Genomic DNA, 12,339 nt, shown 5'->3' with positions numbered 1-12,339 from the left:
TCCTTGGACAGTTTTCGGGGATATTTAAGCTACTGCCTGCGCTTGCTGATCGATTTCGATATTGTTGAAGTAAACCACGGCGGGTGGCCGTCCACCATGGGCGGTGTGGGGCCTCTGGTGGTTGTAGAAGGTGATCCATCGGCCAATGGCAGCCTTGGCCTGTGACCCCGTTTCCCAGGCATGCAGGTAGACGCATTCGTATTTCAGGGACCGCCACAGGCGCTCGATGAAGACATTGTCGATGCACCGCCCCTTGCCGTCCATCGAGATGCGGGTGCCGACGCGCTTTAGCCGATCTGTCCAGGCGAAGGACGTGAACTGGCTGCCCTGGTCAGTGTTCATGATCCCCGGCGCGCCGAAGCGGTGGATGGCCTCCTTCAGCGCCTCAACGCAGAAGTCGGCCTCCAGCGTGTTCGAGATGCGCCAGGCCAGAACCTTGCGTGTGAACCAGTCCATGATGGCCACCAGATACAGGAAGCCGCGCCGCATCGGCAGGTAGGTGATATCGGCGCACCAGACCTGGCCGGGACGATCCACCCGCAGCCCGCCCAGCAGGTAGGGCCAGGTCTTGTGGCCCTTCCTCGGCTTGCTGGTGTTGGGCTTCTGATAGATCGGCATCAGGCGCATAAGTCGCATGAGCCGCCGAATGCGCTTCTGGTTCACGCCATGGCCTTCGTTCTGCAGGTGCCAGGTCATCTGGCGAACCCCATAGAACGGCGTGTCGAGGAACTGCCGGTCGATCAGCCGCATCAGGCCGAGGTTCTGATCCGTCTCTCCAGCCGGCTCGTGGTAGAACGACGAGCGCGAGATCGACAGCAGGCGGCACTGCGCCCCGATGGACAGCGCCGGGTGGTTCCGTTCGATCATCCCACGCCTCACTTTCCGGTCCACGGCTTGAGCTTTCGTGACAAAAAATCGTTGGCGACAGCCAGCTCCCCGATCTTGGCATGCAGTGATCGGACCGTCTCTTCATCCACCTCCGTCGAGGGCTTCTTGCCGCCGCGCTCGAAGATATCCGCAGCTCCGTCGAGCAGCGCCTTCTTCCATTGATGGATCATCGTCGGATGCACGCCGTATTCGCCCGCCAGCTCTGACACAGTGCGCTCGCCCTTAACGGCCTCGAGCGCCACGCGCGCCTTGAAGCCCGCGTCATGGTTTCTGCGTTTCCGCATTCCTGATCTCCTCGTTCTTGGAGACCAGCAAACGTCAGATCGTAGCTTCCGTCACTGTCCGATTTCCGGGGAGCAGCTCACATTCCGACGAATGGATCGCACCATCAAACCGTGGGATCAAACAGCTAGGTCATGTTGACAAATGGCGGAGCCAGAGGCGGATCGACGTGATATCGATGAAGCCAAGGAAGCTTTCGGCGGTCTTGTCGTAGCGGGTGGCGACACGGCGAGCGTTCTTGAGCTTGTTGAAGCACCGCTCGACAAGGTTCCGCAGCCGGTAGAGCCTGCGATCGACAGCGACACGGAGCCTGCGAGACTTGCGCATCGGGACCACCGGCAGGATGCTACGCGCCTCCATGGTTTTGCGAACCTTGTCGGAGTCATAGCCGCGATCGGCCAGCAGGATGCAAGGCTCCGGCAGGTTGTCGTCCATGACCAGATCAAAGCCCAGGTAGTCCGATGTCTGGCCCGGCGTGATGTCCGACCTCATTGGCAGCCCGGCAGCATTGACGCGCAGGTGGACCTTGGTCGTGAAACCACCTCTTGAACGGCCAAAACCCTGTCTTGGAGTCCCCCTTTTGCGCCCGCTGCCTGATGATGGGCGCGGATCACGGTGCTGTCGATCATCTGGAGCGCATCCGGCACGATCCGACTTTCGTTCAGCGCTTCGAGGATCTGCTCCCACAACCCCGCCAGGGTCCAGCGCCGGAACTGGCGGTAGACACTGGACCACTTTCCGAACTCTTCTGGGAGGTCGCGCCAAGGAGAGCCGGTCCGCGCGATCCAGAAAATCCCATCAAGAACAAGGCGGTGATTTGCGGGCTTGCGCCCGTTCGGGGCGCGCACGGCCAGAATGAAGCGCTCATGAAACGCCCATTCCTCGTCCGACATCAGGTCTCGTGCCAAGCTGGTCTCCATTGCAGGTACCAGCTTGAATCACGATCAGGCCACCCTGTGAATCCCTTTTGTCAACACCACCTAGCTTGGGCCGAATTTGCGCATGAGGTGTGCGAGCACTCAGGCCTGCCGCTGGATTTCGAACAGAGCGGCGGACTGGTGTTTTGCCTCGGCGAAGAGGAATGGGCCAAGCGGACCGCGCTGAACGACCGTATCGCTCGCGAAAACCCGCAGGCCGATCGCGGCACCGAAATGATCGAGCGTCCCGAACTGGAACGCCTGCTGCCTAAGGCCAGCTTGGGTCCCACAGTGGTCGGCGCCAGCTTCGGGTATAATGATGGCCATTCCAACCCGCTGCACCTGCTGACCAGTCTGCACGCGGCTGTAGGGCGGATGGGTGGCCGGATGCGCTTTGCCGACCCGGTGCGCCGCATTGCCCCGCAGGGCGATGGCTTCCGCGTGGAGACCGCCGGCGCCATCAATGACTGCCGCCGCGTCGTCGTCGCTGCTGGCCTCGCCTCGGCCGATCTGGCCCGGCCCTTGGGTCTTGAGCTGCCGGTGCATGAACAACGTGGCCAAATTCTTGTGACCGAGCGCACAGTGCCCTTCCTGCCCTTACCCGCCAGCGGCTTGCGCCAGACCCGCGAAGGCACGGTGATGATCGGTGCCACGCAAGAGGATGTCGGCTTCAACACCGACACCACCGCCGAGGCGACGGCCAAGCTGGCCACCCGGGCCACCCAGATCATCCCGGCGCTGGCCGAGCGGGTCATCGTGCGGCAATGGGCCGGACTGCGCGTGCTGTCGCCCGATGGCGCGCCGATCTATGTGCAATCCGAACGCCACCCCGGCGCCTTCGCCGCCATCTGCCATTCCGGCGTGACGCTGGCCGCCCTTCATGCCGGGGCGATGGCTGAGGCGGTCTCAACCGGTGCCATCCCCGCAGTGCTGCAACCCTTCGGGACGGAGCGATTCCATGTTCAAGCGCGTTCCTGACGCCGCACCCGCGACGCTGGGCGTAACCGTAGACGGCACCCCCGTCGCCGCCTTTGTTGGTGAGACGGTGGCCAGCGTCCTGACCCGCCTTTCGCCCTATTGCGCCCGTAACAATCCGGTCAACGGCCAGGACCGCGCGCCTTATTGCATGATGGGCGTCTGTTTCGAATGTCTGGTCCGAGTCGACGGATCGGCCGCCGTGCAATCCTGCCTGATCCCCGTCGAGGACGGGATGCGGATCGAGCGCCTGACCCAAAGCGACCAGCCATGAGCCTGCAATCCTCCCGCGACTACGACCTGATCGTCATTGGCGCTGGCCCTGCCGGTATGGCCGGCGCGGCGGTGGCGGCAGTGCAGGGTCTGCGCGTCTGCGTCATCGACGAACAGAAGGTCCTCGGCGGCCAGATCTGGCGCGGGATCGAGGGCAATGCCGGCACCGCCATCGGCCGGACAATGGGGCCAGATTACCTCAAGGGCGCGGCCGCCACCGAGGCCTTGCGCCAAAGCGGCGCTGAGCTGCTCCTTGGCGCGCAGGTCTGGCAGATCGAGCCGGGCTTTCGTGTCTTCCTTTCTCAGAACGGGCGATCGCGCCGCATCGACGGTCGGGCCATCCTGCTGGCGACCGGTGCCCAGGAGCGCCCGAACCCGTTTCCCGGTTGGACCCTGCCTGGCGTGATGACCGTCGGCGCGGCGCAGATCCTGCTGAAGACCGCGCAGAGCATCCCGGATGAGCCGGTCTGGGTCGCGGGCACCGGGCCGCTGCCGCTGCTCTACATGGCACAGCTTCTGGATCAGGGTGGCCGCATCGCCGGCTATATCGACACCGCGCCGGCAGCGAACTTTCGCCGTGCGCTGCCGATGGCGCCTTCACTTCTGCGCGCGCCCAGGGGGCTGTTCAAGGGCTTGTCCTGGTTTCGCAAGCTGCGCCGGCACGGTGTGCCGCATTACAAGGCCGCGCACGGGCTGGAAGCCTTGGGCGAGGGTCGGTTGCAACGCCTGCGCTTCACCACTGGCACGGGCGAGCGGATCGAGGCCGAGACCGGGCTGCTACTGGCGCATGAGGGCGTCGTGCCCTCGGTCCATATGAGCATGGCCTTGGGTTGCGAACATCTGTGGCGCGAGGATCAGGCCTGTTTCGTGCCGCGCCTGGATGCCTGGGGTGAAACCTCGGTGCCGGGCATCTTCGTCGCCGGCGATGGCGGCGGCATCCTCGGCGCCGACGCGGCGGTGGAACTGGGACGGATCGCGGGCCTTGGCATTGCCCGCCGGCTCTCGGCGCTCGACGAACTCCGCGCCGTGCAGGGCGCCGCCCCGGCTCGCAAGAAACTGCGCAAGCTGGCGGCGATGCGGCCTTTCCTCGACGCGCTCTATCGCCCGCGGCCCGAGGTGTTCTCGCCCGCGCCCGAAACCTTGGTTTGCCGCTGCGAATGCCAGAGCGCCGATGCCATCCGCAGCGCCGCCGCGCGCGGCGCGGCCGATCCGAACCAAGTCAAGATCGCCACACGCGCCGGGATGGGACCCTGCCAGGGCAGGCAATGCGGCTATACCGTCGCAGCGCTGGTCGCCGAGGCGCATGGCCAGCCGATGGGTAGCGTCGGCTATCTCAACATCCGCGCGCCCTTGAAGCCCATTACCCTGGGTGAAGCGCGGACTCTGGGCGAAGCTTGAAGAAAGGAATGCGGATGCAGGTCGGAATCGTCGGTGCAGGCAATATCGCCAAGGCCTATCTTGCCTATCTGACCGAAGCGGGCCACGAGGCTCGGCTGTGGTCGCCCCGCGGCAAGAGCCTCGCGGCGTTCCACGACCAAGACACGCTGCGTGTTACTGGCGCCTTGCAGGGCGAATTCCCGCTACGCAGCGCCCGCAACGCCGCCGATCTGGCGCGGGCCGAGGTCATCGTTCTGGCCCTGCCCGCCAACGGTTATCGCATGGCCATGGAGGCGCTGCTGCCGCATCTGACCGCAGGCCACACGGTGATTTTCAGCAGCCATCTGTCCTTTGCCTGTCTCTATCTCGCGCGCCGGCTGGCCGAGCGCGGGCTGACCATCCCGCTGGTCGCCTGGAACACTACGGCGATGACCTGCAAGTCGCCCGACGCGCCGCATATCCGCATCGGCGCGCTGCGGCCCAAGGTCGACATGGCGGTAATCCCGTCCGAGCGGGCCGAGGCGGCGCTGGCGACTTGCCGGGCGCTCTTTGGCGACCGCTTCCGGCTCAAGGCCGACCTGCTCGAGATCGCGCTGTCCAATTTGAACCCGCAGGTGCATCTGGCAATGGTTCTGTGCAACCTGACCCGGATCGAGCGGGCCGAGACCTGGCACCAGAACAGCATGGTCACAGGCAGTGTCGGTCGGCTGATGGCGGCCCTGGATGCCGAGCGGCTGGCCATTGCGGCCGGTTTCGGCAAGACAATTGCGCCGCAGCTCGACCCATTATCAGATCATGCCTCGATCGAGGCGCTGTTCCAGTCCCGCGTCGCTGCCGGCACCGATCCCTTGGGCCCGCATAGCGCCGATACCCGATATGTCACCGAGGACGTGCCCTTTGGCCTGGTCCCGACTGTGGCGCTGGCCCGCATCGCCAGCGTTCCGGCACCGCTGCACGAAAGCGCCATTGCCCTGATCGACGCCTGCTACGGTCGCAACTTTACCACGGAAAACGACATCCTCGCCGCTATCGATCTGCCGAAGGTGCAGGAGACCCGATCTCAAACCGCTGCGGATGCCGCTCATCGCAGTTGAGATAGACCTTGCCCATGCCACGGCGCGAAGGAACTACTTACTTTGAGGCTGCCGCGCAAGCGCGAGGCCCCCGTCATTTCCATGCTTGCCAGTCCTGTTCTGTGGTCCTGTCGATGGCCAACGTCGGCTTTCCATCTTCGATCCCGATCAATATGCCGCATTGGCGTAGGGGGACGTTCCGCTTGGTGTGTCGATTGTAGTTTGGGACATGGTGAGAATTCTGCAGCGAACTGAATGTTGGCTACGTCCGCATAGCGGCATGCAGCGTCAGTGATGAGACTCGCCGCTCCGAACCCTTCCGTGGAAGCGTCCGCAAGGGGATAGTGCTGTGAGAACCAGTCAAGTAATTGATATTAAATATTTATGTTCTAAAAATCCGATTATTAGCCCAGGAGGCTACCTGCGCGGCATGACCCGCGCCTTGCAGCAAAGCCAGCTCAACCTGATGGAAAGCCTGATCGGCTTAAGCGAGCGGCGACGCACGGAGCAAGCGCCGTGATCACCCCTCTTGCGTAAGCGGGAAGCTGATGCCGTTCAGGGCGTCCGAGACCACGGGCCGGGTCATCGTCTATTGTGCGATGACCCCGCCCGCCGATGCGCCCATGCCCAAGATCGGCATGATGGTTTCGGGATATTTCAACCTGGGCGATACCGAGGCGCTGACCGTGCCGGCCTCGGCCACGTCGATGCGCGACGGCTTCACCTATGTCTTCGCGCTGAATGAGAGCGTGGACCCGCCGACGGTCACGCGCGAGCGGGTCGAGATCGGCCGCCGCAATGGCGACCGGGTCGAGATTCTCTCGGGCATCGAGGCAACGGACCAGATCGTGCAGGCGGGCGGCGCCTTTCTCAGCGAGGGCTCCGTCGTCAGTGTCGTGACCCCGCCCGCGGCAGCAGCGGAGGTCAGCCAATGAACTTCTCCGCCTGGGCGATCCGCAATCCGGTTCCGCCAATCCTTGTCTTCGTGATGCTGACAGTGCTGGGGCTGATGGGCTTCAACCGGCTCGACGTGCAGAACTTCCCGGAAATGGACCTGCCGACGATCAGCATCACCGCCTCGCTCGACGGTGCCGCCGCGGCGCAGCTTGAAAGCGAGGTGGCGCGCAAGATCGAGGATGAGCTGACCGGCCTGACCGAGCTTGACTCGGTCACGACCACGATCACCGACGGCTCGGTATCGATCAACGTCGCCTTCAATATCGGCAAGGATTCTCAGGTCGCGCTGGACGAGGTGAAGAGCGCGGTCGATCAGGTTCTGTCCGAATTGCCCTCGGGGATGGAAAATCCGACCGTCACCAAGTCGGAACTGAACGAATCCCCGCTGAGCACCTATGTCGTGAGCTCGGAGCGGCTGGACGAGGCCGAGCTGAGCTGGCTTATCGACAACGACATCGAACAGGCTTTGATGTGCCTTCCTATCCGAGGGGCCGAAGCCGGAAGGGATGGCTGAATGTCGTATGAACGGCGGTTGCCTGAGAAAGGACTCCCGTCTCCCGCTACAAGCGGCGGTTCAGCGACCGGAGTTGATGATTGCCAGCCGAAAGGGCAATCCAGTTGGGGAGGCGAAGACGCTGTGGGCGGCTTCGACGGCCACGTCAGCGCAGCCGCTTCTTCATGCGCTCGATCTGCTCGGGCGAGCCCTCGAAGCTGTAGCCTTCGCGGGTCTTCTTCATCCGCACGCCGGGACCGGCAGCTTTCTTGAGGCTGTCTTCGACGTGCTTCTCCATGCTGCGCGTCAGCTCACGCTGAAGCTGGGCGGCGGAGGTGATCTTGCGGCCATTGAACCGCATTTCGATGCGAGCCATCGCGTCGTTCCTTTTCTGTTAGCCCTTCGGAGGGAAGGGATCGTTGCCGTAGGTGTTACGCTCGCGGATGCGACCGTTCTCGCCGTGGATCAGCATCTCGCTGCCCTGGCGCATGGCGGATTCTCGCGCGGCCGCGATGGCCTCGCGCTGCGTGCCGTGGACGGAAGACGCGCGGGAGTTGCCCGCCCCCTTCACTGCCCAACCGCCCTGATGTAGCACAACATGCTGATTTTTCTTAGACATTTTAAGCTCCATATGTCGATTTCGGTTGACGATTCCGCCAACCTTGTGTTTAAATATATACTATAGAATGGAGCTTATCAACCAAAACAACAACCGCCGGGAGAGGACCATGTTCGGACAAAGGCTCAGGCTTGCCCGCAAGCGGGCTGGCCTATCCATGCAAGCTCTCGCCGACCGCGTGACCCCAAGCGTGTCGGCGCAGGCCATCAGCAAATACGAAGCGGACAAGATGATGCCGTCCTCGTCGGTGTTGGTCGGCCTCGGAAAGGCGCTCGGCGTGTCGCTGGATTTTCTTGTCGGTGGCCAGGTCGAAGCTCTGGAAAGCGTCGAGTGGCGGAAGAACTCGACTGCCTCGGCGCAGGATCGCGCGATGGCGGAAGCCATCGTTATCGAGAAGCTCGAAGACTATCTCGCCATCGAGGACATCCTCGACCTGCATCCGGCTGAAGACCCGTTCGCCGCGCTGCGCGTGGACATGGTAGCCGATGAAGAGGCCATCGACGCCAAAGCGCGGGACGTGCGGCGCGAGTGGAAGCTCGGGATCGACCCCATCCCAAGCATGACCGCCCTGCTTGAAGACAAGGGGCTCAAGGTCATCGAGGCCGATCTACCTGAGCGCATTAACGGGCTGGCTTGTCATGTTGAGCGGGCGGAATGTGCACCGACTGAGGTGATCGTCGTCTCGCGGCACACCAATGTCGAGCGCAAGCGCTTCAACCTCTCCCATGAGCTCGCGCATCGGATCATCATCGAGACCGGCAATGTCGCGCTGAAGAAGGAGCCGTCCATGCACCGCTTCGCGGGGGCGTTTCTTATCCCGCGCGAGCATCTGGAAGAGGAAGCTGGCCGGAACCGGCACGGCATGACCTGGATAGAGATCATGCGGCTCAAGCGCACCTACGGAGTCTCTGCCGCCGCGATGCTCGTGCGGCTCGGCCAAGTGGGTATTCTGTCGAAGAGCGCTGTGGAATATGCGTTCAAGACCTATGCGCGAAGCTGGCGGCGCGAAGAGCCGGAGCCTATCGGTCCCGGTGAGGGTTTCGCAGCCTTCGAGAAGCCGCAACGCTTCGAGCGCCTCGTTTGGCGCGCGCTCGGCGAGGAGTTGATTTCGCCTGTTCGCGCTGCCCAGATGCTCGGGCTCCCTTTGAGCGTTGTCGAACGTGACATCAGGGGGCCGCGTGACCAGTGACCTGTATCGTCGTCAATGATGCGTCATGTCTGATCGACTTGAAGAAAGGGGCGTTGCTGCACGTCCTGTTGAGGCTGCCCTATCGGTTCATTGTGCCTCTGCCCATCCGCGAGGAGGAACTCCTCGATTTCACGGCGCAGGAATGGCGGATGCTCGAAGATGGTGGCCTCGCCACCTATGACCTTCCAGGCGAAGAGGTTGCGCGGGTGTTCGCGCTGAAGCGGGAGCATAGCCGCCTGTCGGCCAACGACTGCTTCGCCCTCGTGACGACAACTTGCCAGGAGAACGGTATCCTCCTGACCGGCGACAACCTGTTGCGCAAGGTGGCCACCGCCCGCGCCGTGCGCGTTCATGGCGTACTCTGGATCATTGACGAACTGCACGCGGCCGGTGTCTGCGAAGTCGAGCTTCTCATCTCCGCGCTGCAGGTCTGGCGCGCGGATGATGCTGTCTTCCTGCCCGTGGCTGAGATCGACAAGCGGCTGCGCCGTTTCAGCGCATAGCTGCAGAGATTGCCGATCATCTCACCTTCTGGGCATAGGTCTATGGAGGACAGAAGTGCGTCAAGGAATTCGGAAAGCCCATCAGCAGCATTCAGTTCGCGGTGCACCACAACCGATAGCGCCCTTGTCTCGTTACCTCACGGATTAGCCCTCGCGCTTCCATCCAAGCAAGGTTGCGCTGAACGGCAGTTCGACTGGCGCCTGTAATGGCCTCGGCCATTGGCGCAGAAACGAGTGGCCATTCCGTAAGTGTGGCGAGCAGCGCCGGAGGGGTCTTACCCGAGAGCGGCGACATTTCGGTTTCTGCCCGCACAAACCAAGACTCGATGTCATCTAGGTGCCGCATCGCAGTCAGGCACGACGTCGCCATTCCCTCAAGCCAACGAGCGAGGCGCTCGACCGGGGGACCACTAACACGCAGCCCCCCTGCCCCGCCCATGGCGAGCGGTGCGAAGACGGCGCCGCTTCCGTCGCTGGCCGCGATCCTGGACGCGGTGACGGCGGCTTCCATCTGGTCGCCGCGCTGTCCGAGGCCAGCCAGGCTCCAGAGATGAAAGCCCATGCAAGCACGCGTGATCGGGTGGAGATCGGCTGCTGCAGCCATTACGTCCAACCATCCGCCCGCGCGATCTTCGAAACGTTCAGCGCTGTCTTCAATGTTCTCGGGATCGCGGCGATCCAGGAAGGCGGCCAAGTCAGCCTTCGGACCGGGACCGCCTGTCAGGCGCCGAACAGCCCATCCAACTCTTGCCAGGGCATTTGGGTCATCCTGTGCACCTGACAGCCGCATCGATATCCAAAGCGCCAGACGATCAGAACTCACCCGATCCCCTGCGAACCAGCTAAGGTCCGCTGCCTCGATAAGAGCGAGGCGATGCCGCCAGCCTTCCGGGCCACGCAGCAGCCGGTCATCCAGAGCACCCAGGCGTCCAGCAACCCGTGCGAGTCGCGCAGCGTGAACGCCTTCTGCCTTTGCCCAATCTTCTATGACAGCAGTGTCGGGCGGTTCTGTCCGTGGCCCGAGAGGCAAATTATCCGGTTCTTCTTCGAGTGGTCCCGGCAGAAACCAGAGATCCTCTTCGTGAGTGGCTTCATCCTCCTCGATGGTGATGAGGGGATCATTGAAGTTATCAGTAAAAGTGGATGCTTGGGTCTTCATATGTGCAAAATACTGTTCTTTTGCACATTACCCAAGTGATTTTGAGGCGGTTGCCTTCGCTCTTTATATTGTATGCGCGCGCGACTGCCGGTGAAATCTCTCAGATCGCGCTCAGCGCAAGGAAACCAAGGGATTTTGGACGAGCACGACGAGAGAGCACCTACTTGCATTCGTTTACAAACGGTCGTTTATTGGCGATATATTAAATTGCAAACGGCCCAATTTCATGCCCCTGATTGGCTATGCGCGCGTCTCCACCGAGGATCAGACCCCCCTGCCCCAGTCTGAGGCACTGCAGTCTGCGGGATGCGCCGAGATCTTTGAAGAGCACGCCTCGGGCGGCAATCGCGCGCGGCCCGTGCTTGCACGTGTGCTGGAGCGGATTGGCAAGGGCGACACGCTGATCGTCGTGCGGATCGACCGGCTTGCGCGGTCTTTGTCGCACCTACTTGAGGTGATCGAAAGACTGGAGGGCAAGGGGGCGTTCTTCCGCTCGCTCCAGGACCCGATCGACACTGCCTCGCCCCAGGGCAAGTTCACGTTGCAGGTTCTGGGCGCTGCGGCTGAGTTCGAACGCGCTCTGATCCGCGAGCGTACCAAAGCCGGACTTGCCTCGGCACGCTCAAAGGGCCGCATCGGCGGCAACCCAGGTCTTCGCGCCAAGGACCCTGAAGCGCTGCGCAAGGTGCGGCTGGCGCGACAGGACGGCTACATGGAGCGCTTGAACGAAACTGCGCAGGATTGGGTGCCCCATGTGCGCCGTTTGCGCCCCGATATGGCTTGGGAAGACGTCCTGCGGATCATCAATGGCCCCCTGCCCCATGATCGGCGCTGGACGCAAAGCCGCCTGCTCCGCGCCGTGAAGGCATACGTGGCGGACGGATTCCTGCCCGCTGAAGTGCTTGGACGCGCTGGACGTCGCGAAACCGACGATCGCCTGCCTGTGATTGTCGCCGCAATCAAAGGTGCTGACCCCGAGATCACCTTGCAGGCAATCTGCGACCGACTGGAATCCATGCGTGAGCGCACCCCTCGCGGTCGCACCAGCTGGCAGCCTTCCTCAGTCAGAATGCTGCTGGAGCGTGCTGAAAAGCTGGGGCTCCTCTGAGGATCACACTTGTGTTGGCCTAACCGATTGCCACTAAATCTAGAAAGTGCTTGCACGAATCTGGTTGGTCGGGCAATAGTCTCGAAAAATAACGCGCGGTCACATAAAAAAACGCGCCCACGGATCGGGGCAGACATGAGCGAAGTAGAGCAGGATCTAGACATCGCCATCGGGCACTACGCGGAACTTCTCGCGTCGAACCTGCATGCTCAGCGCGCTGCCCACTTCCCTCCGGATGCAAAGAAGGTGATGCGCACTTTGACTAGCGGCGAAGCTGCTGAACTGGCATTGCCAAGTTGGGTAATTGTGGGCGCAAAGGGGGGCGAAGCGTGAGCGCTTATGCGTTCATCTCGAGCGCATAGTCGTTCCACAGGCTGAAGGCGTCAGCCCGTGCGTGGCGGTATGAAGATGCGGTGAGACGATAGCGGCGGGGACGGAAGAGGGTGTTGATCTGGTCATGGGCGGCGAGGAATCTCTGCGCCTGTCGTTGGGACTTGAAGCGTCCCATGATCTTCTCTCGCCGTCG

15 protein-coding genes and 2 pseudogenes are annotated in these 12,339 nt (G+C 62.7%); 11 read left to right on the top strand and 6 right to left on the bottom strand.

What is annotated here, in order from left to right; translation table 11 throughout:
• Nucleotides 1-24: 24 nt before the first annotated feature.
• Together ASV56_RS21875 and ASV56_RS23210 are read right to left on the bottom strand one after the other, a co-directional pair.
• Nucleotides 25-1,172, bottom strand: a protein-coding gene (locus ASV56_RS21875) for an IS3 family transposase (RefSeq protein ID WP_437435906.1) whose coding sequence is annotated in 2 segments (ribosomal slippage) — nt 25-917 and nt 917-1,172 — 1,149 coding nt in all. Because the reading frame shifts where the segments join, the coding sequence is not laid out codon by codon here.
• Nucleotides 1,173-1,302: 130 nt separating this feature from the next.
• Nucleotides 1,303-2,063: pseudogene (locus ASV56_RS23210) on the bottom strand (IS5 family transposase).
• Here ASV56_RS23210 and ASV56_RS21855 point away from each other — a divergent pair.
• From ASV56_RS21855 to ASV56_RS21830, 7 genes are all read left to right on the top strand, one after another.
• A complete protein-coding gene (locus ASV56_RS21855; protein ID WP_082724971.1) occupies nt 2,037-3,065 on the top strand; it encodes an NAD(P)/FAD-dependent oxidoreductase in 1,029 nt (342 codons plus the stop codon). The pseudogene ASV56_RS23210 and the gene ASV56_RS21855 sit on opposite strands and share 27 nt — an antisense overlap.
• Complete coding sequence (locus tag ASV56_RS21850; RefSeq protein ID WP_062564081.1) at nt 3,046-3,336, top strand: (2Fe-2S)-binding protein; 291 nt, start codon at nt 3,046-3,048, stop codon at nt 3,334-3,336. The genes ASV56_RS21855 and ASV56_RS21850 overlap by 20 nt, the downstream gene beginning before the upstream one ends.
• Nucleotides 3,333-4,733, top strand: coding sequence for an FAD/NAD(P)-dependent oxidoreductase (locus ASV56_RS21845; protein ID WP_062564080.1), 1,401 nt, complete (start codon nt 3,333-3,335; stop codon nt 4,731-4,733). Before ASV56_RS21850 ends, ASV56_RS21845 begins: the two co-directional genes overlap by 4 nt.
• A gap of 14 nt (nt 4,734-4,747) precedes the next feature.
• The gene (locus tag ASV56_RS21840) at nt 4,748-5,806 is read left to right on the top strand and encodes an NAD/NADP octopine/nopaline dehydrogenase family protein (RefSeq protein ID WP_062564079.1); all 1,059 of its coding nucleotides are present in this window, start codon (nt 4,748-4,750) and stop codon (nt 5,804-5,806) included.
• Between the two features lie 328 nt (nt 5,807-6,134).
• On the top strand, nt 6,135-6,305 hold the full coding sequence (locus tag ASV56_RS23845; protein WP_156429280.1) for a hypothetical protein: 171 nt from the start codon (nt 6,135-6,137) through the stop codon (nt 6,303-6,305).
• A gap of 28 nt (nt 6,306-6,333) precedes the next feature.
• The gene (locus ASV56_RS21835; protein ID WP_062564078.1) at nt 6,334-6,720 is read left to right on the top strand and encodes an efflux RND transporter periplasmic adaptor subunit; all 387 of its coding nucleotides are present in this window, start codon (nt 6,334-6,336) and stop codon (nt 6,718-6,720) included.
• Nucleotides 6,717-7,256, top strand: a complete 540-nt coding sequence (locus ASV56_RS21830) for an efflux RND transporter permease subunit (protein WP_062564077.1) — start codon at nt 6,717-6,719, stop codon at nt 7,254-7,256. The genes ASV56_RS21835 and ASV56_RS21830 overlap by 4 nt, the downstream gene beginning before the upstream one ends.
• Nucleotides 7,257-7,401: 145 nt before the next feature.
• On the opposite strand, the gene ASV56_RS21825 is transcribed toward ASV56_RS21830, so the two are convergent.
• Both ASV56_RS21825 and ASV56_RS21820 read right to left on the bottom strand, forming a co-directional pair.
• Nucleotides 7,402-7,611, bottom strand: coding sequence for a hypothetical protein (locus ASV56_RS21825; RefSeq protein ID WP_062564076.1), 210 nt, complete (start codon nt 7,609-7,611; stop codon nt 7,402-7,404).
• A gap of 18 nt (nt 7,612-7,629) precedes the next feature.
• Nucleotides 7,630-7,854, bottom strand: a complete 225-nt coding sequence (locus ASV56_RS21820; RefSeq protein ID WP_062564112.1) for a DUF2188 domain-containing protein — start codon at nt 7,852-7,854, stop codon at nt 7,630-7,632.
• 109 nt (nt 7,855-7,963) lie between these two features.
• Here ASV56_RS21820 and ASV56_RS21815 point away from each other — a divergent pair, with 109 nt between their 5' ends.
• Both ASV56_RS21815 and ASV56_RS21810 read left to right on the top strand, forming a co-directional pair.
• The gene (locus tag ASV56_RS21815) at nt 7,964-9,043 is read left to right on the top strand and encodes a helix-turn-helix domain-containing protein (protein WP_253880239.1); all 1,080 of its coding nucleotides are present in this window, start codon (nt 7,964-7,966) and stop codon (nt 9,041-9,043) included.
• Nucleotides 9,040-9,546, top strand: coding sequence for a PIN domain-containing protein (locus ASV56_RS21810; protein WP_062564074.1), 507 nt, complete (start codon nt 9,040-9,042; stop codon nt 9,544-9,546). Before ASV56_RS21815 ends, ASV56_RS21810 begins: the two co-directional genes overlap by 4 nt.
• A gap of 91 nt (nt 9,547-9,637) precedes the next feature.
• Here the strand turns inward: ASV56_RS21810 and ASV56_RS21805 are convergent, their stop codons facing one another.
• Nucleotides 9,638-10,705, bottom strand: a complete 1,068-nt coding sequence (locus ASV56_RS21805) for a hypothetical protein (protein ID WP_062564073.1) — start codon at nt 10,703-10,705, stop codon at nt 9,638-9,640.
• A 226-nt stretch (nt 10,706-10,931) separates the two neighbouring features.
• On the opposite strand from ASV56_RS21805, the gene ASV56_RS21800 reads away from it, so the two are divergent.
• Both ASV56_RS21800 and ASV56_RS23205 read left to right on the top strand, forming a co-directional pair.
• Nucleotides 10,932-11,813 (top strand): recombinase family protein, encoded by an 882-nt coding sequence (locus tag ASV56_RS21800; protein WP_062564072.1) that lies wholly within the window; start codon nt 10,932-10,934, stop codon nt 11,811-11,813.
• Between the two features lie 135 nt (nt 11,814-11,948).
• On the top strand, nt 11,949-12,146 hold the full coding sequence (locus ASV56_RS23205; RefSeq protein WP_082724970.1) for a hypothetical protein: 198 nt from the start codon (nt 11,949-11,951) through the stop codon (nt 12,144-12,146).
• A gap of 4 nt (nt 12,147-12,150) precedes the next feature.
• On the opposite strand, the pseudogene ASV56_RS21795 reads toward ASV56_RS23205, so the two are convergent.
• Nucleotides 12,151-12,339: pseudogene (locus tag ASV56_RS21795) on the bottom strand (IS6 family transposase); the annotation flags it as partial.

This window comes from Paracoccus aminovorans, from assembly GCF_001546115.1.
Taxonomy (GTDB): domain Bacteria; phylum Pseudomonadota; class Alphaproteobacteria; order Rhodobacterales; family Rhodobacteraceae; genus Paracoccus; species Paracoccus aminovorans_B.
The sequence above is the reverse complement of the archived record's forward strand: the minus strand, read 5'-3'. Positions and strand labels throughout refer to the sequence as shown.

What these genes read in the sequence shown, in the direction of transcription:
- ASV56_RS21805 (WP_062564073.1), bottom strand. Translation starts at nt 10,705, where the DNA reads ATGAAGACCCAAGCATCCACTTTTACTGATAACTTCAATGATCCCCTC.
- ASV56_RS21845 (WP_062564080.1), top strand. Translation starts at nt 3,333, where the DNA reads ATGAGCCTGCAATCCTCCCGCGACTACGACCTGATCGTCATTGGCGCT.
- ASV56_RS21830 (WP_062564077.1), top strand. Translation starts at nt 6,717, where the DNA reads ATGAACTTCTCCGCCTGGGCGATCCGCAATCCGGTTCCGCCAATCCTT.
- ASV56_RS21835 (WP_062564078.1), top strand. Translation starts at nt 6,334, where the DNA reads ATGCCGTTCAGGGCGTCCGAGACCACGGGCCGGGTCATCGTCTATTGT.
- ASV56_RS21815 (WP_253880239.1), top strand. Translation starts at nt 7,964, where the DNA reads ATGTTCGGACAAAGGCTCAGGCTTGCCCGCAAGCGGGCTGGCCTATCC.
- ASV56_RS21820 (WP_062564112.1), bottom strand. Translation starts at nt 7,854, where the DNA reads ATGTCTAAGAAAAATCAGCATGTTGTGCTACATCAGGGCGGTTGGGCA.
- ASV56_RS21850 (WP_062564081.1), top strand. Translation starts at nt 3,046, where the DNA reads ATGTTCAAGCGCGTTCCTGACGCCGCACCCGCGACGCTGGGCGTAACC.
- ASV56_RS21840 (WP_062564079.1), top strand. Translation starts at nt 4,748, where the DNA reads ATGCAGGTCGGAATCGTCGGTGCAGGCAATATCGCCAAGGCCTATCTT.
- ASV56_RS23205 (WP_082724970.1), top strand. Translation starts at nt 11,949, where the DNA reads ATGAGCGAAGTAGAGCAGGATCTAGACATCGCCATCGGGCACTACGCG.
- ASV56_RS21800 (WP_062564072.1), top strand. Translation starts at nt 10,932, where the DNA reads ATGCCCCTGATTGGCTATGCGCGCGTCTCCACCGAGGATCAGACCCCC.
- ASV56_RS21855 (WP_082724971.1), top strand. Translation starts at nt 2,037, where the DNA reads ATGAAACGCCCATTCCTCGTCCGACATCAGGTCTCGTGCCAAGCTGGT.
- ASV56_RS21825 (WP_062564076.1), bottom strand. Translation starts at nt 7,611, where the DNA reads ATGGCTCGCATCGAAATGCGGTTCAATGGCCGCAAGATCACCTCCGCC.